The sequence below is a fragment of the Serratia liquefaciens genome (genome assembly GCF_027594825.1).
GTDB lineage: Bacteria > Pseudomonadota > Gammaproteobacteria > Enterobacterales > Enterobacteriaceae > Serratia > Serratia liquefaciens_A.
Genome location: NZ_CP088930.1, coordinates 2449348 through 2466393 on the forward strand (window position 1 = coordinate 2449348; position 17046 = coordinate 2466393).

11 protein-coding genes and 1 riboswitch are annotated in these 17046 nt (G+C 58.3%); of the genes, 5 read left to right on the forward strand and 6 right to left on the reverse strand.

What is annotated here, in order from left to right:
* Positions 1 to 31: 31 nt before the first annotated feature.
* Positions 32 to 224, forward strand: a riboswitch (Lysine riboswitch).
* A 108-nt stretch (positions 225 to 332) separates the two neighbouring features.
* The 4 genes from lysC (at position 333) to LQ945_RS11145 (ending at position 9748) form a co-directional block, all read left to right on the forward strand.
* Positions 333 to 1700 (forward strand): lysine-sensitive aspartokinase 3, encoded by a 1368-nt coding sequence (lysC, locus tag LQ945_RS11130; RefSeq protein ID WP_270102879.1) that lies wholly within the window; start codon positions 333 to 335, stop codon positions 1698 to 1700.
* Positions 1701 to 1844: 144 nt separating this feature from the next.
* Positions 1845 to 2762, forward strand: coding sequence for a ketopantoate/pantoate/pantothenate transporter PanS (gene panS / locus LQ945_RS11135; RefSeq protein WP_270102880.1), 918 nt, complete (start codon positions 1845 to 1847; stop codon positions 2760 to 2762).
* 415 nt (positions 2763 to 3177) lie between these two features.
* The gene (locus LQ945_RS11140) at positions 3178 to 4854 is read left to right on the forward strand and encodes a ShlB/FhaC/HecB family hemolysin secretion/activation protein (protein ID WP_270102881.1); all 1677 of its coding nucleotides are present in this window, start codon (positions 3178 to 3180) and stop codon (positions 4852 to 4854) included.
* Positions 4855 to 4900: 46 nt separating this feature from the next.
* Complete coding sequence (locus LQ945_RS11145; protein ID WP_270102882.1) at positions 4901 to 9748, forward strand: hemagglutinin repeat-containing protein; 4848 nt, start codon at positions 4901 to 4903, stop codon at positions 9746 to 9748.
* A 36-nt stretch (positions 9749 to 9784) separates the two neighbouring features.
* On the opposite strand, the gene LQ945_RS11150 is transcribed toward LQ945_RS11145, so the two are convergent.
* From LQ945_RS11150 to LQ945_RS11175, 6 genes are all read right to left on the reverse strand, one after another.
* A complete protein-coding gene (locus LQ945_RS11150; RefSeq protein ID WP_270102883.1) occupies positions 9785 to 11434 on the reverse strand; it encodes a Na/Pi cotransporter family protein in 1650 nt (549 codons plus the stop codon).
* Positions 11435 to 11594: 160 nt separating this feature from the next.
* Positions 11595 to 12587 carry an ABC transporter ATP-binding protein gene (locus tag LQ945_RS11155; protein WP_269934057.1) on the reverse strand — a complete coding sequence of 331 codons (993 nt, stop codon included), beginning with the start codon at positions 12585 to 12587 and terminating at the stop codon, positions 11595 to 11597.
* A 4-nt stretch (positions 12588 to 12591) separates the two neighbouring features.
* Positions 12592 to 13377 carry an ABC transporter permease gene (locus LQ945_RS11160; RefSeq protein WP_044553836.1) on the reverse strand — a complete coding sequence of 262 codons (786 nt, stop codon included), beginning with the start codon at positions 13375 to 13377 and terminating at the stop codon, positions 12592 to 12594.
* Positions 13378 to 13394: 17 nt separating this feature from the next.
* Positions 13395 to 14234: an ABC transporter permease gene (locus tag LQ945_RS11165; protein WP_262242292.1), complete on the reverse strand. Its 840-nt coding sequence runs from the start codon at positions 14232 to 14234 to the stop codon at positions 13395 to 13397.
* A gap of 9 nt (positions 14235 to 14243) precedes the next feature.
* Entirely contained in the window at positions 14244 to 15041 is a 798-nt protein-coding gene (locus LQ945_RS11170) for an alkaline phosphatase family protein (RefSeq protein WP_269934056.1), read from the reverse strand.
* Between the two features lie 11 nt (positions 15042 to 15052).
* Positions 15053 to 16114 (reverse strand): ABC transporter substrate-binding protein, encoded by a 1062-nt coding sequence (locus tag LQ945_RS11175; RefSeq protein WP_270102884.1) that lies wholly within the window; start codon positions 16112 to 16114, stop codon positions 15053 to 15055.
* 193 nt (positions 16115 to 16307) lie between these two features.
* Between LQ945_RS11175 and LQ945_RS11180 the strand changes: the two genes are divergently transcribed.
* Positions 16308 to 17018, forward strand: a complete 711-nt coding sequence (locus tag LQ945_RS11180) for a UTRA domain-containing protein (RefSeq protein WP_270102885.1) — start codon at positions 16308 to 16310, stop codon at positions 17016 to 17018.
* Positions 17019 to 17046: the final 28 nt, after the last annotated feature.

Sequence of the window (17046 nt, forward strand, 5' to 3'; positions counted from 1 at the left end):
TTCCTAACAGCCTACTTGCGCACCCGGTGTGCAAGCCAGAAGAGGCGCGTCGCCCAGGTAGAGTGTCAGAGGAGCCGTTTTCCAATGACGACGCTTGAGGGGGAGCGACGCCGAGGTAAGGTGATGCGCGGCATTCATCGTATCGACTACAGGGGCTGAATCCCCTGGGTTGTCACCAGAATTGTCCGTAAGGGCAATCAACAAGGTGGGGCGCTTCTGGGTGTATCGTAGCTTTCACTTCTACGTCTGCTCCCGTTTATCGCTCCCCCCTTGTGCCAAGGCTATGAAAAAAGTGCTCTCTGAAGAGGGCCACCCTGACACGAGGTTTTTACATGAACCAAGCAGCACCCCAGAATGCCACCGTTGTCGCCAAATTCGGCGGCACCAGCGTTGCCGACTATGAAGCCATGAACCGCAGCGCCGACGTCGTTCTCGCCAATCCGAACGTACGTCTGGTGGTATTGTCCGCTTCTGCGGGCGTCACCAACCTGCTGGTGGCTCTGGCCGAAGGCAGCGATGCCGACAAACGTCACTATCAGCTCGACGAAATCCGCCGCATTCAATACGCCATTCTCGATCGCCTCGATAATCCGGCGGTCATCCGCGACGAAATCGACCGCATGCTGGAAAATATCGCCATGCTGTCCGAAGCGGCCTCCTTGGCCACCTCCACGGCGCTGACCGACGAACTGGTCAGCCACGGCGAACTGATGTCTACCCTGCTGTTCGTTGAGATCCTGCGCAGTCGTGATGTGCAGGCCGAGTGGTTTGACGTACGTAAAGTGATGCACACCGACGATCATTTCGGTCGCGCAACGCCGGACAGCGCAGCGCTGAACCAACTGGCCCAGTCGCTGCTCAAGCCACGCCTGCAGGAAGCCCTGGTGGTCACTCAGGGCTTTATCGGCAGCGAGCCGAAAGGCCGCACCACCACGCTGGGCCGCGGCGGCAGCGATTACACCGCCGCCCTGCTGGGCGAAGCGCTGAGCGTTAGCCGGGTCGATATCTGGACCGACGTGCCGGGCATCTACACTACCGACCCACGCGTGGTTCCGGCGGCAAAACGCATCGATAAAATCGCTTTTGAAGAAGCCGCTGAAATGGCCACTTTTGGCGCAAAAGTCTTGCACCCGGCCACCCTGTTGCCGGCCGTTCGCAGCGATATTCCGGTGTTCGTCGGCTCCAGCAAAGATCCGTCCGCCGGCGGTACCCTGGTGTGCAACACCACCGAGAACCCACCGCTATTCCGCGCGCTGGCACTGCGCCGCAAACAAACCCTGCTGACGCTGCACAGCCTCAACATGCTGCACGCACGCGGTTTCCTGGCCGAGGTGTTCAGCATTTTGGCGCGCCACAATATCTCGGTGGACTTGATCACCACCTCCGAAGTTAGCGTCGCGCTGACCATGGATACCACGGGTTCAACCTCCACCGGCGGCAGCCTGCTGACCACGTCATTGCTGACCGAGCTGTCGTCACTGTGCCGGGTAGAAGTGGAAGAAAACCTGGCGCTGGTCGCCTTGATCGGCAACAAGCTTTCCCAGGCCTGCGGCGTGGGCAAAGAAGTGTTCGGCGTGCTCGATCCGTTCAATATCCGCATGATCTGTTACGGCGCCAGCAGCTACAACCTGTGCTTCCTGGTACCGGGCGACGACGCAGAACAAGTCGTTCGCACCCTGCACCACAACCTGTTCGAATAAACTATCATCCTCCTCTGCGGGCGCAGCATGCTGCGCCCCTACATCTAAAAAATCAGTTCATAACCGTAGGGGTTCAGTTCACCGAACCCGCAAAAAACACAACACCACCCCATCGTTGTTATTTGGCTAAGGAAAACCTCACTCATGCTGGCAAAATTTACCCGATTATTCCCCCTGTGGGCGGTGCTGCTCGCCGTCGCCGCCTACAGCACGCCCACCACCTTTACCGGTATCGGCCCCTACGTCAGCCCGCTGCTGATGCTGATCATGTTCGCCATGGGCGTCACGCTGCGGCTAGATGACTTTAAGCGCGTACTGTCCCGCCCAGGCCCGGTCGCCGCGGGGATCTTTTTGCATTACCTGATCATGCCGCTGGCGGCCTGGCTGCTGGCAATGCTGTTCCATATGCCCCCGGATCTTTCCGCCGGCATGGTGCTGGTCGGCAGCGTGGCCAGCGGTACCGCTTCCAACGTCATGATCTATCTGGCCAAAGGGGATGTGGCGCTGTCAGTGACCATTTCGGCAGTCTCCACGCTGGTGGGCGTATTCGCGACGCCGCTGCTGACCCGCCTGTATGTCGATACCGAGATCAGCGTCGATGTCATGGGGATGTTGCTGAGCATTCTGCAGATCGTGGTGATCCCTATTGGCCTGGGTTTGATCGTCCATCACACCTTTACCAAAACCGTCAAACGCATTGAGCCGATCCTGCCGGCGTTGTCGATGATCTGCATTTTGGCAATCATCAGCGCCGTGGTTGCAGGCAGCCAGAGCCATATCGCCTCGGTCGGGCTGGTGGTGATCGTGGCGGTGATCCTGCACAACGGCATCGGGTTGCTGAGCGGTTACTGGGGCGGCAAGCTGTTCGGCTTCGACGAATCGACCTGCCGTACGCTGGCAATTGAAGTCGGCATGCAGAACTCCGGGCTGGCCGCGACGCTGGGCAAAATCTACTTCTCACCGCTGGCCGCGTTGCCGGGTGCCTTGTTCTCGGTGTGGCATAACCTGTCCGGATCCCTGCTGGCGGGTTACTGGTCCGGTCGACCGATCAATAAAAAATAATTACACCTCGGGGTGCAGCCATTTGCGCCCCCAAACTCTTCTGCGAAATTTCGTATTTCCCACTGGTCGGATTGTCAGAATTATCCCCATCCTCTATTATCCCCGCACAAAATAAAAATTCAGATTTTTCCCAGAGCTGCCGATAACCGCCTATAACGACGAGAGCGGAAAAGTCCAATTAATTTACTTTTTTAATTACCTCATTATGAGTAATTGAGAGGTGATTATTAAAAATATAAACAAGCAGCCTAATTATTATTTAGAAAAATAAAAACCCACCTTCTTATTTTCCACTGGCGAATAAGAACCCCGCAATGTGATTGTCGCTCGCGATTTCGGGCCGGCCGTTGGCCGCCTGTTTATTGACCTCATGGATTGAGCAGGCCGCCCCGGCGGCTTCTCATAATGGATTACAATGATCAGAAAAACCGCCGCTCTGGCGCTGCTGTTTAGCACCGCACTCCCCGCCGCCACCCTGCCGGAAATGGGGGATTTCTCACCGATGAGCGAATCGCGTCGCGCTTTGCAAGACGGCACGCGTGAAGTGAATCAACAAATAGAGCAACGACGCTACCAACAGCTTAAACAGCAGCAACTGCTTGCCGAGCCGGAACCCGCTGTGCCGGCGCTGCCACTTTCGGCTCAATGCCTGCCGATCGGCGGCGTGTATCTGCAGGGGATAACGCTGCTGTCGGCGAAAGATTTGGCGGAGTTGAGTGCACTGCCAGAGCACTGCATCAGCAGCAACGACATCAATCGCCTGACGCGTGAATTGACCCGCTTATACCTGGATAAGGGTTATATCACCGCACGCGTGCAATTTATTCGCCCCAATGCTGAGGGGGAATTAGGACTGCGAGTCACCGAAGGCTTTATCGAAAAAATAGAGGGGGGCGATCGTTGGGTTAACAGCCAATTATTATTCCCCGGATTGGAAGGTCAGCCATTAAAATTAACCCAGCTCGATCAGGGATTAGATCAGGCCAATCGTTTGCAATCGAATAAAACCCGATTGGATATATTGCCGGGCAGTAAAGTGGGAGCTTCCATTATTCGGCTGCATAATCAACATACTAAACCCTGGTTGCTGTCCGCCACATTGGATAATTACGGTCAGAAAAATACCGGTCAATGGCTGGCGCGCAGCACGGCAACGCTGGACAGCCCTTTCGGCCTGTCGGACTTCGCCAGCCTGAACGTTGCCGGCACGCTGGACAACCCGGCACAACGCTATAATCGCGCCTATACCCTGCTCTATTCCCTGCCCTATGGCGCTTTGACCTTCAGCGGCTTTGCCAGCTACTCGCAATACCTGAACCACCAGCAGTTGATGTTCAACAGCTACAAACTGCACGGCCAGACCCAACAATACGGTCTGCGCGGCGACTATGTGTTTTATCGCGATCGCGATCAGATCAATACCCTGAGCGGCCAACTCACCCATAAGCGCATCACCAACTATTTCGATACCGTACGCATTGGCCTTGGCAGCCCGACGCTCAGCTTGTTTGAGCTGGGCGTTAACCATCTGCAGATCCTGCCCACCGGCCTGATCAGCGCCAATCTCAGCGTGGAGCAAGGGTTACCCTGGTTCGGCGCCGACCGCCATGGAGGAGAGAACCTTCCCGATGCCCAATTCACCAAAGGAAAAGTGTTCGTCAACCTCAACCAACGCATCGAGCTTGCCGGTTCCACTTACCAATTGAGCAACTTGCTGTACGGGCAGTACAGCCGCGATCGCCTGCCTGGCGTGGAGTGGCTCAGCTTGACGGACCGCAGCGCGATCCGTGGTTTCAGCCGCAGTACGCTGTCCGGCGATAACGGCTGGTATCTGCAAAACACCCTGTCCCGCAGCTTCACTCTGGGCCAAAGCACCCTCACCCCACGCATCGGCGGCGACGTCGGCCGGGTACTGCCTCGCGACAACCGACCTTCCGGCTGGCAAAGCAGCGCTGGGTTAAGCGCCGGCGTTACCCTGCGCTACCAACGAACCCTGTTCGACGTTGAAGCCAGCCGCGGTTGGCTACTGTCCAGTCACTCAATGCCTGACGATCCTATCCAGGTGCTGGCACGCTTTTCGTACACCTTTTAGTTAGCGTTTTTTTTGCACTACCACAGCGATATATGGAGATACATGGATGAAAAATAATAACTTCAGGCTCTCGGGAGCGGGCAAGTTAGCCGCTTCACTGGCGATCATTCTCGCCTCCCTCGGCAGCGCTTACGCCGGCGAGATCGTAGCGGCCAACGGCGCTAACGGTCCCGGTGTTTCAACTGCCGGTAACGGCGCACAGGTGGTCAATATCGTGACGCCTAACGACCAAGGGCTGTCACATAACCAGTATCAGGACTTCAACGTCAACCAACCCGGAGCGGTGCTGAACAACTCGCTTGATGCCGGGCGGTCTCAGTTGGCCGGCCAACTGGCTGCCAACCCGAACCTGAACAATCAGGCGGCCAGCGTGATCCTCAATGAAGTGATCAGCCGCAACCCGTCGCTGTTGCACGGACAGCAAGAAATCTTCGGCATGGCGGCCGACTACGTGCTGGCTAACCCGAACGGTATCAGTTGCGACGGCTGCGGCTTTATCAATACCAGCCGCTCGTCGCTGGTAGTGGGTAACCCCCTGGTGGAAAAAGGCATGCTGCAGGGCTACAGCACGCTGGGCAATCGCAATACCCTGAGCCTTGATGGCCGGCTGAACGCCAGCGGCGTGCTGGATTTGATCGCGCCAAGGATCGACAGCCGCGGCGAGGTAATAGTCGCGCCGTTGTACGATAAAAAAAGCGATAAAATGATCTCGGCGATCAACGCCATCAGCGGCAACAATCGCGTATCGCGCGATGCACAGGTACTCAGCAGCGAACAACCTGAGCTCACAGTCTGGGACCAGTTATTAGGCACCACGGACAGCTACTATCTTGGCAGCATGCAGGCAGGGCGCATCAATATCATCCATACCGTCACCGGCAGCGGCGTAAAGCTGGCGGGCAAGCTGGATGGTAGCGACGAAATCCGGGTGAAAGCTTACAACATCCGCACCGACAGCCAGGTCAGCGACAGCAGCAGCAACCGCAATAGCGGCGAGAACTATCAAAACTACCGCGGTGGGATCTACATCAACGACCGCAGCACCGGTCAGCAACTGGCGCGCACCGAACTGAAAGGCAAAAATATCAGCCTGGTGGCCGATAACAGCAACCACCTGACCGCCACCGACGTTCGTGGCGAAGAGATCAGGCTGCAAGGCGCCAGCCTGACGCTCGACGGTCGGCAACTGAAGCAGACTCAGGGCCACACCGATGAACAGTGGTTCTACAGTTGGAAGTACAACGTCACCCGTGAGAATGAGCAGCTTCAACAGGCCACCAGCAACATTGAGGCCACAAAAAATGCCACTCTGACCGCCACCGAGCAGGATGTGACGCTGCTGGGCGCCAGTGTGACGGCGGGCAACGCATTGAAAATCGAAGCCAAGCGCGACGTGCAGCTCAGCGGATTGGTCGAGCGAGACAAAACCAGCGAACGCGGTAATCAGCGCAACCATACCTCCAGCCTGCGTACCGGCAGCTGGAGCAACAGCAATGAAACCGAAAGCCTGAAGTCCGGCAGCGTCTTCTCCGGCGGTGATTTGGCGATAAAAGCCGGTAATCGCGTCGTGGCCCAGGGAACCAAAGTGTACGCGTCAGGCGATCTCAAGGTGGATGCCAACGACCAGATCAATATCGGCGTACAAAAGACCGCCAATGAGAAAATCGTTCGCGACAATAAAACCTCATGGGGCGGTATCGGCGGCGGCAACAACCAGGACAACAGCAACCGTCGCGAAGTCAGCAACGCTTCTCAGGTGATGGCCGACGGCACCCTGTGGCTGAACGGCAAACAGGGCGTGACCATTACCGGCAGCACCGTGAAAGGGGCCAAAGGCGGTTTTGTCGCCGCCACCGACGGCGGTCTGCGGATCGATAACGCCCTCAGCACCACGGTTGACAAGGTGGATGCCCGTACCGGCACCGTCTTCAATATCACCAGCAGTTCGCAAAAGTCCAACAACAGCCACCAACAGTCCACCGCCAGCGAATTGGTTTCCGATACCAACCTGCAGTTGGTCAGCAAAAAGGATACCGACGTGGTGGGCAGCAAGGTGACCAGCGCCGGTAAGCTGGAGGTCAATGCCGGTGGCAATATCAATGTCAGCGCCGGGGAACAGCAGCAGCACATTGATGAGCAGAAGACCGCCCTTGCCATCAACGGCTATGCCAACGAGAAAAGCGATAAGCAATACCGCGCCGGTTTACGTATCGAGCATACCAGCGACAGCGAGAAAACCACCCGCAGCGAACAGCAATCGTCGACGCTGAGCGGCGGTAGCGTCGAGCTGAAAGCAGACAAGGACGTCACCTTCAGCGGATCCAAACTGGTGACTACCCAGGGTGATGCCAGCATCAGCGGCGACAACGTGGCCTTCCTGGCGGCCGACAACAAGACCACCAGCGATAGCGAAAAAACCAAAATCGGCGGCGGAGTCTACTACACCGGCGGCATAGATAAAGTTGGCTCCGGCATCGAAGGCGGTTACGAGAACAGCAAGACGCACTCGCAAAGCAGCAAGGCCGTAACTTCCGGCAGCGATATCGCGGGCAATCTGACGATTAATGCCAAAGACAAACTGACCCAGCAAGGTGCACAGCACCAGGTTGGCGGCAAATATCAGGAAAACGCCAACAGCGTTGACCATCTGGCCGCCGTCGACAGCGAAAGCAGCAGTACCCGCAAACTCGACGTCGGCGTAGATATTGGTGCCAACGTGGATTACAGCGCCGTCACCCGTCCGGTAGAGCGCGCGGTAGGGAAAGTCGCCAAGCTGGACGCCAACGGCGTGATTAACGAGATCGGCGGCATCGGCACACCGAATATCGGGCTTGATATTGGCGCCAATGGCGGCAGTAGCGAAAAGAGCAGCAGCAGCACGCAGGCCGTGGTCAGTAACATTAGCGCCGGGGCGATCGACGTTAAAGCCGGCGGAAAACTGCAGGATACCGGCACAAAATATCAGGCCAACCAAGGTGGCGTGACGCTGACGGCAGACAGCCACCACAGTGAAGCGGCGAAAAACAGCCAGCAGGAAAGCAGCAGCGAAAGCCGTGGCGGCGCCAGCGTGCGCGTTTATACCACCACCGGCAGCGATCTGACCGTTGATGGCAAAGGCGAAGGCGGCAATAAACACAGCGAAAGTACCGGCAGTCAGGCCGTTACCGGCAGCATCACCGCCGCCAACGGCATCGACATCAAGGTCAAGCAAGATGCGGTGTATCAGGGGACTTCGTTGGAGTCCGGCGACGGCAAGGCGAAGGTAAAAGCGGAAAACGGCAACATCCGTTTCGAGCAGACCACCGACACCAGCCATGAAAGCCACAACGGCTTCAATGTCAAAGTCTCAGCCAAAGGCGGCACCACACCGGAAACCAAAAGCTTCGGCCTGGGACTGGGCGGCAGCTACAGCGATGGGAAAAGCGATAGCAGCAGCGCGCAAGTCAGCAACATCGGCGGCAAACAGGGTGTAGAACTGGATGCCGGCCGTGGGCTGACGCTGCAGGGCAGCAATGTCACCAGCCAGGGCGACGTTTCGCTGAAAGCGGGAGACAAGGTCGCACTACAGGCAGCCCAATCGCAGCAGACCCGTAAGGACGATACGCTCTCCGGCAATATCGATATCGGCGGCAACAGCACCGATAGCGACAAAAAGAACGCGGGCGGCCTTTCCCTCGGCGGCGCGTTTGACATTGCCAAGGTAGATGAAACCTCGACGACCCAGCAAGGTGGCAAAATCACCAGCGGCGGCGCAGTGACCATTACCGCCAAAGGCAACGACGCGCATGCCCTGCACCTGCAGGGAACCGAGGTCAAGGGCAGCAGCGTTAGCCTGAACGCCGAGAACGGCGGCGTGGTGCTGGAGTCGGTGCAAAACCAGGAGCAGAAAAACAACTGGAACCTGGGGCTGAAGGCTAACGCCAAAGGCGGCCAATCCTTCAATAAGGACGCCAACGGCAAGGTGGATACCGCCAGCGGCAGCGACACCCATACCCTGGGCGCCGGGGTGAAAGTCGGTGTGGATAACCTGCAAAAAACCACTCAGGGCAACAGCCAGATCACGGCTGGAGAAGTGACAATCAACAGTGGTAAAGACACCCGATTGGCCGGTGCCCGGATCGATGCCGACAGCGTGCAAGGCAACATCGGCGGCGACCTGCATGTTGAGAGTCGCAAAGACAGCGAAAGCAGCGTGAAGGTCGATGTGGATGTCGGTCTGAGCCACACCAACGACCCGGCCAGCAGCATAACCAGCAAACTGTCGAAAGTGGGCACCCCGCACTATGCGGGTAAGGTGAAGGAGAAGCTGGAGGGCGGCATCAACAAGGTCGCTGACGCCACCACCGACAAGTACAACAGCGTAGCTCGTCGCCTCGATCCGAAACAGGACACCACCGGTGCGGTCAGCTTCAGCAAGGCCGAGGGTAAGGTCACCCTGCCGGAAACGCTGGCCGGTGAAAAACAAAAGGGGCCGCTGTGGGATCAGGGCGCTCGCTTCCTGGGCAACAAATCCAAAGAGAGTCTGACCGGCCCTGCCGGGCTGCAAGGTCAGTTCAAGGTCAAGGCCGACGTAGTCAATAACGATGCCGTAGGCGTGCAGTCTGCCATCAGCGGGAAAAATGACGTGGCGCTCAACGTTCAGGGCACCACTCGTCTGACCGGCGGCGAGATCCGCAGCCAGCAAGGTGAAGTGACGCTGGGTAACGGCAAACTGGAGCAGCAGGACGTGGCGGGCAATCGCTATCAGGGTGGCGGTCATCTTGATGCCGCTGCCTCGGCCGGTGCCCTGCTGGGTATTGCCGGTAAAAGCGTGGTGAATCTGGAGACACCGGTCGGCGGTTATATCAATAACCAGGCCGCCGATGCCAAAGCGGGGGTCTTTTCGGGTAAATAACTGAGGTACTGCCCCCGGCTGCGCCGGGGGCATGACTTACAGCGTGCTGGGCGTATCCTCCCACTCGCGCTCATCATCCTTTTCATCTTGATCCAGCACGTTATACGCCACCGCACAGAACAGTGAGTTCAGGCGTTTCATATCCCCCAGCAGCCCCAGATGCAGCGAACTGGTTTCAATACTCTGCACGTTCTGCTGATGCAGGCGATCCACGTGCGCATGCGCGTAACGCCGATCCAAAATACGGAACCGATGCTTGGAGCGCCGCAGCCGTTTGGCGCTGGTAAGGTCGCCGGACAGGAACACCGACAGCCCCAGGCGCAGATTGCCGATCAGCCGCTCATGCAACGCATCCAGCTCGGCCAGCCCTTCGGTAGAGAAGGCTCGCCGCGCCGCGTGTGATTTCGACCCCACGTCGCCGGCCATCCGCTCGATAATGTCGCCCGCCTGCTCCAGGTTGAGCGCCATCTCGATGATTTCAGCCCAGCGGCGTGAGTCCTCCTCGCCCAAATCCTCTTTCTGGATCTGCGCCAGATACAGCTTGATGGCGGTATACAACACATCGACGTCATCATCCAGCCGGCGAACCTCTTTATCTTGCCCCTGCTTACCGTGCAGCACTTCACGCTGCAAAATCATCATATGCTCCACCACATCGCCCATGCGCAAGGTTTCGCGCGCCGCATTGGCCAACGCCAGCGTCGGGGTATCCAGAGCACTGGCATCAAGGTGCCGGGGCCGCAATCGGGGATCGTCCGCCGCCACGTCGGCGATCAGCGTTTCGCACAGGCGTGCCATCGGCCCGGCCAACGGGATCAGCACCAGGCAACGGATCAGGTTGTAGAACACGTGGAAATAGATCACCAACTCTTCGTTGCCACCGGGCAGGCGGGTCATTGCATCTGCCAGATAAGAGACGAACGGCAGCACCAGCACACAGCCAATCAGCTTGAACAACAGGCTGCCGAGCGCCACCCGACGGCCGGCGGCATTCTGACCGCTGGTGTTGATCACCGCCAGCAGGCCGCTGCCGAGATTGGCACCAATCACCAGGCACAGCGCCACCTTCAGCGAGATCACCCCGGAAGCCGTTAGAGTGGCGGTCAACAGCACCGCCGCCAGGCTGGAATAGCTGACAATGGCGAACAGCGCCCCCGTCAGGGCATCCAGCATCACGTCGCCGGTCAGCGACGAGAACAACACTTTCACTCCCGCCGCCTGGGTGATGGGCGTCGCGGCGGCAACAATCAGCTCCAGCGCCAGTACGATCAGCCCGAGGCCGATGCACACGCGCCCCATTTGGCCCACCCGGGTTTGCTTGCGGCTGAGGAACAGGAAGACGCCGACCAGGATCAGCAGCGGTGACAGCCAGGAAAGATCAAAGGTCAGTATTCGCGCCATCAGCGCGGTACCGACATCGGCGCCGAGCATGATCACCAGTGCGGGCGTCAACCCCACCAGACCTTGCGCGACGAAAGAGGTCACCAGCAACGCCGTGGCGTTACTGCTTTGCACCAGCGCGGTCACGCCGATACCGGAGACGAACGCCAGCGGTTTTTTCTCTACGCTGTCGCTCAATACCCGGCGCAAATTAGCACCGTAGACCCGCATAATCCCGGTGCGCACGATGTGGGTACCCCACACCAAAAGGGCAACCGCAGAAAGCAGGTGAAGAAGGGTCAACACGGAAGGAACGCTCCCTTCACGCCCGGCAAGACACAGCAGGCTATCCTGCCTGCCAGGCGTGCGTAAGGCAGGACAGCGGCAACAGGCTGCAGACCGCTATTGGAGGGTTAACGCAACGGCAGGAATTACCCTGGAGTTATCATTGAATGCCGCAGCGATGTCATGCAACTTCCCGTAATGTAACAGTTTCTAAGTGTAGTCCAATTTCACTGCCGTCGGGCCGCAAATCTTCGACCGAACGGTTGAGCACGTCGACCAGCAACTCCACGCCGCGGGCCTGGACCCGATAGCGCACCACGTTGCCCAACAGGCTGTGGTTAAGGATCACCGCGGCAATCCCCTGCCCGGCAGGCACCAGGGTAATGGACTCTGGTCGAACAGCTACCTTACCGTGGTAAGGGCTGCCGGTCAAAGTCGTCGCCTGTTCTGCACTCAACAGGTTGTAGTTGCCGATGAACCCGGCGGCGAAGACGTCGGCCGGCTGGGTATACAGCGTTTCCGCGTCGCCGCTTTGTACGATTTGTCCTTTGTTCATCAATACGATGCGATCCGACAGCGTCAACGCCTCTTCCTGATCGTGGGTAACGAAGATGGCCGTCAGGTTCAGTTCGCGCTGGATCCGACGGATCTGTTCACGCAGGTGCTTACGAATGCGCGCGTCCAGTGCCGACAGGGGCTCGTCGAGCAATAGCAGCCGCGGTCGGGTCACCAGCGAACGTGCCAGCGCCACCCGTTGGCACTGCCCACCGGACAGCTGATGCGGATAGCGTTTCGCCAGCTCAGTCAGTTCCACCAACGCCAGCACCTCTTGCACCCGCTGCTGGATCTGTCCGGTCGCCAGCTTTTGCATTTTCAGCCCGAACGCGACATTGCCCTCAACGGTCATGTTCGGGAATAACGCATAGCTTTGGAACACCATGCCGATACCGCGCTTTTGCGGGGGAAGCGGCACCAGATCCTGGCCCTGCAGCAGGATCTGTCCGCTGTCGACCGGGGTCAGCCCCGCCAGACAACGCAGCAAAGTCGATTTGCCACAGCCGCTGGGCCCGAGCAGCGTGACAAACTCGCCCTCCTCGGCGGTGAAGTCGATATCCTGAAACACCTGGGTCTGACCATAGTGTTTATTGAGGCGGGTGACATTGAGATAAGCCATGCGGTTAGCCCTTATTTTTATTCAGCAAATTCGCCAACCAGGTGACGATCAGCACCACGGCGAAATAAGAAATGACCAATGCGCTGGTGAAATGGCCGCTGCCGTTACGCATGTTATAGAGGTAAACCTGCAGCGTTTCGTATTGGCTGCCCACCAGCAGGTTGGCGAAGACGAATTCGCCAATCAGGAAAGAGAACGACAGCAGTACCGCAATCATTCCGCCCTTGCGCAGGTTCGGCAGCACCACCAGCAGCGCCGCCTGCCAGGTGCTGGCACCCAGCAGATGTGCGGCGTCCATCAGGTCGCGCAGGTTGATCGCCTGCATGTTGTTGCTGATGGCGCGGTAAATAAACGGCAACGTAATGGAAAAATAGCAGCCGATCAGGATCCACGGTGTGCCCAGCAGCGGCAACGGATCGGCGGCGAACAGCTGCATCAACCCGACCGCCGACACCACCGGCGGCACGGCGAACGGCAGCAGGATCAGCACGTTCATGACCGCATCCAGCTTGGGAAAATAGTAAGCAATCACAAACATGGTGGGCAAAATCACCACCACCGCCAGCACCAGGGTACCGAAGCAGATCAACAACGAGTGCCACAGCGCCAGCAGGAAGCGGGGATCGCTCCATAAGGCCACCAACCATTTCAGGGTAAAGCCGTCCGGCAGGATCGTCGCCCCCCATTGGGTGGCCAGCGCATAAATCAGCGTCGCCGCCAGCGGCAACAGCAGGATCAACAACAGCAGACTGCTCACCACGCGGTGATAGCCGGTTTCAAAACGCGACATGGCCGCCCTCCGCAACATTATGAGCGCGCATTGAGGTAGCTCCTGCGCAACAGCCATTGATGGATCAGAGTGATAAACGCCATCATCGCCACCAGCAGCATGGCCAGCGCACTGGCCAGGTTAGGATCCAGGGAGATATCCCCCGCAACCAAAGCCGATATGCGGATCGGTATCACGTTGAAATTGCCGGTGGTCAACGCATACACCGTGGCATAAGCGCCCAGCGCGTTGGCCAGCAGGATGACAAAGGTACCCATCAACGCCGGTGCCAGCACCGGCAGGCCGATATGCCGCCAATAGCGCCATGGACTGGCGCCGAGCAGCGAAGCCGATTCGCGCCAGTCCTCGCGCAGCGCGTCAAACGCCGGGTACAGCAGCAACACGCCCAGTGGGATCTGGAAGTAGGTGTAAAGCACTATCAGCCCGGTTTTGGAGTAAAGGTTAAAGCTCTCCATCAGGCCGTATTTGCGCAGCAGCAGCGTCAGGCAGCCGTTCAGCCCCAGCAGAATGACAAAGGCAAACGCCAGGGGGACCCCGGCGAAATTGCTGGTCATGTTGGTAAACGACATCACAAAATCATGAAACCGCGTCTGACCGAGCCGTCGAAGTGAGTAACTGCCCACTAACGCAATCAGCAGCCCATAAACGCTCGACCAAAGGGAGATCTCCAGCGAGAACTGAAACGCCTGCAAATAGAACGGCGAGGTCAGTACATCAACATAGTTGCCCAGCCCCCAGCCGCTGGTCTGGCTGAAAAAGCTGCTGACGGCAATCCACACCAGCGGCGCAATTTGAAACGCGCCGAACAGCAGGATAAACGGCAGCAGGCACAGCGCGGCAATCCACTTAGCTTTCATGGCTCACCCTTAGGCCAACAACGCACGACAACGCGGCTTGTCGTGCGGTACCTGCAGCACTTCGCACAGGGTGCCACACAGGTCGGTTTGCTGCGGGTTGGCATCGCTCTGGCTGAAGGCGTCACCGAAGACAAACAGCGGCACCTGCCGCTCTTCCGGCAACACACCGCCGTGGCTGCGATCGTCATTCATGCCGTGATCGGCGGTGACCATCACCTGATAACCCGCGTTCAGCCAGTCGGCCAAATAGCGCGACAGCACGCCGTCGGCGTTGCGCGCCGCATTGCGGTACTGCGGCGATGACAGGCCAAAGCGGTGCCCGGTGTCGTCAATGTTCATCGGGTGGATCAGCAAGAAATCGGGTTGATGACGGCGGCGCAAACTTTCCGCATCGTCAAACAGGTGAGAATCCGGGTAACGGTCGTCGTAATAAAAATGGCCGTGCTGGATCGGCAGCTCGGCATCGTCGGTATGGCGATCGCGCGCGGCGTCGAACGGGGTACGGTTGTACAGCTCACTGAACCAATGATAGGCCGCTGCCGCGGTAGTCAAGCCCGCGGCCCGAGCGTAGTGAAACACGCTTTGCTGATGCGAGAGGCGTGACACCTGGTTATGCACCACGCCACTTTCCACCGGCGGCACACCGGTGAGAATGCATTCATACAGCGGTCTGGAGAGCGAGGGCAACTCGCTCTCCAACTGATACAACCGTCCGCGCCCTGCCGCACATTCGGCCTGCAGATAGCCCATGGCGTCGTGCGCCACCTGATAGTTCAGACCGTCCAGCAGCACGAGGATAGTTTTCATGATGGCTTAACTCACTGCTGCATAAACATAATGACGTTTTCCTGCCACTGGCGCGGCAGCGTTTTGGCACTTTGCTCCCAGGCCGCCGGATCGGCGATCGGGTGGGCATTCTTATACTGTTCGGCCGGCAACAGCTTGGCTTTGACATCGTCAGGCAACGTCAGGTGTTCCGCACGGATTGGACGCGCATAGCCGCGCGCCAGGTTGATTTGGCCTGCGTCAGAGAAGATGTATTCACGTGCCAGCTTGGCGGCATTCGGGTGTTTGGCGTATTTGTTGATAATGGTGGTGTAACCGGAAGTGATGGATCCGTCAGAGGGGATCAGCACTTCAAAGCGGGTTTTGTCGATCTGATCGCGGTAGTTCAGGCCGTTAAAGTCCCAAACCACCCCAACCTGCACTTCGCCTTTTTCCAGCGAGGCGATCACCGGGTTGCTCAGGCTCAGGCGCCCGGCCTTGGCCAGCTTGCCGAAGAATTCCAGGCCCGGCTTCAGGTTCTTTTCGTTCCCGCCCATCGCGTAGGTTGCCGCCAGCACGCCGCTGGCCGCCTGCGAAGCGGTGCCGACGTCACCAATGGTGACCTGATAAGTGCCCTTTAACAGGTCAGCCCAGCTGTGAGGGATCTCTTTCACCTGTTTTTTATTGATAATGAAGGCGATGGTGCCGGTATAGGCCAGCGCCCAGTGGCCGTCCTTGTCTTTGGCCCAGTCAGGCACCTGTTCCCAGGTGGAGGGTTTATATGGCTGAGTCACCCCTTTTTGTACTGCGATAGGCCCGAATGCCGCGCCCACGTCACCAATATCCGCCGTGGCATTACTCTTTTCCGCATCGAATTTGGCAATTTCCTGCGCCGAACTCATGTCGGTATCGGCATGCTTCAGGCCGTACTTGCTCAGCAGATCCTGCCAGGTATCTTTCCAGTTAGCCCAGCTGTCCGGCATGCCGACGCTGTTGACTTCCCCTTCCTTCTTGGCAGCCTGTTCCAGCGCCGCCAGATCGGAATCGGCTGCCCAGCTCATTTGACTGGTCAGGACAATGGCACTGGTTAACACAGAAGCGCACAAACGTTTCATAACTGATGCTCCGGGTGGTAGTGTGGGAGTGGCTGGACTAGTCCAGCAAGAACCAAGCCAATCTAACGGACGAATGTGATAATTATATGTCAGTCTAAAAAAGCAGCGGTTTTATCGCATTTGGCGTGTTCGTCAACCCTTCGCTGGTCTACCTTTAGCGGGGATAAAAGCACTGAAATGGGGCATCTGCTGCATGAGTGAAGCATCGACAACCGTGGCGACCATCTGCCAGACGCTGAACGCCCGGATCGCCGGGGGGGAGTTCAGCGCCGACGGCAAATTGCCTTCGGAACGAGCTCTGAGCGAACAGTTTTCCACCACCCGTATTACGCTGCAGGAAGCGCTCGGTCAGTTGGAGGCGCAGGGCGTGATCTACCGTCAGGTGAGGCGCGGCTGGTTTATCTCGCCGCCGCGGTTGATCTACAACCCTCTGCAGCGCAGCCACTTCCACGCCATGGCGCAACAGCAAGGGCGTGATGCCCATACCGAAGTGATCGACAGCGCCACCGTGCCGCTGCGCGACGACCTGAGCCAAAAACTGGCTTTACCGTCCGGTACCGAGGTCTATCGCATTCGTCGCTTGCGCTACATCGATGGCCGCGCGGTGCTGTATTGCGAGCACTACCTCAACCCGGCCTACTTTGCCGGCATTCTGGAGGAAGATTTAACCCAGTCGCTGACCGGGTTGTATGCCGAACGCTACGGCATTCGCTACGGGCGGGTGCGTTTCGATATGCTGCCAACCCTGCTGTCGCAGGAAGCGGCAGCCATGCTGAAGGTCACCTACGGCAGCCCGGCATTGTTCATTACCCGGGTAAACCGCGATCAGCACGCTCGGGTGATTGACTGCGATTTGGAGTACTGGCGATACGACGCGCTGCACATTGACGTCGAAGCGCTGTAATGACATGGGCGCATTGCTGCGCCCATGA

What these genes read in the sequence shown, in the direction of transcription:
- LQ945_RS11170 (WP_269934056.1), bottom strand. Translation starts at nt 15,041, where the DNA reads ATGAAAACTATCCTCGTGCTGCTGGACGGTCTGAACTATCAGGTGGCG.
- lysC (WP_270102879.1), top strand. Translation starts at nt 333, where the DNA reads ATGAACCAAGCAGCACCCCAGAATGCCACCGTTGTCGCCAAATTCGGC.
- LQ945_RS11145 (WP_270102882.1), top strand. Translation starts at nt 4,901, where the DNA reads ATGAAAAATAATAACTTCAGGCTCTCGGGAGCGGGCAAGTTAGCCGCT.
- LQ945_RS11175 (WP_270102884.1), bottom strand. Translation starts at nt 16,114, where the DNA reads ATGAAACGTTTGTGCGCTTCTGTGTTAACCAGTGCCATTGTCCTGACC.
- panS (WP_270102880.1), top strand. Translation starts at nt 1,845, where the DNA reads ATGCTGGCAAAATTTACCCGATTATTCCCCCTGTGGGCGGTGCTGCTC.
- LQ945_RS11165 (WP_262242292.1), bottom strand. Translation starts at nt 14,234, where the DNA reads ATGAAAGCTAAGTGGATTGCCGCGCTGTGCCTGCTGCCGTTTATCCTG.
- LQ945_RS11140 (WP_270102881.1), top strand. Translation starts at nt 3,178, where the DNA reads ATGATCAGAAAAACCGCCGCTCTGGCGCTGCTGTTTAGCACCGCACTC.
- LQ945_RS11160 (WP_044553836.1), bottom strand. Translation starts at nt 13,377, where the DNA reads ATGTCGCGTTTTGAAACCGGCTATCACCGCGTGGTGAGCAGTCTGCTG.
- LQ945_RS11180 (WP_270102885.1), top strand. Translation starts at nt 16,308, where the DNA reads ATGAGTGAAGCATCGACAACCGTGGCGACCATCTGCCAGACGCTGAAC.
- LQ945_RS11155 (WP_269934057.1), bottom strand. Translation starts at nt 12,587, where the DNA reads ATGGCTTATCTCAATGTCACCCGCCTCAATAAACACTATGGTCAGACC.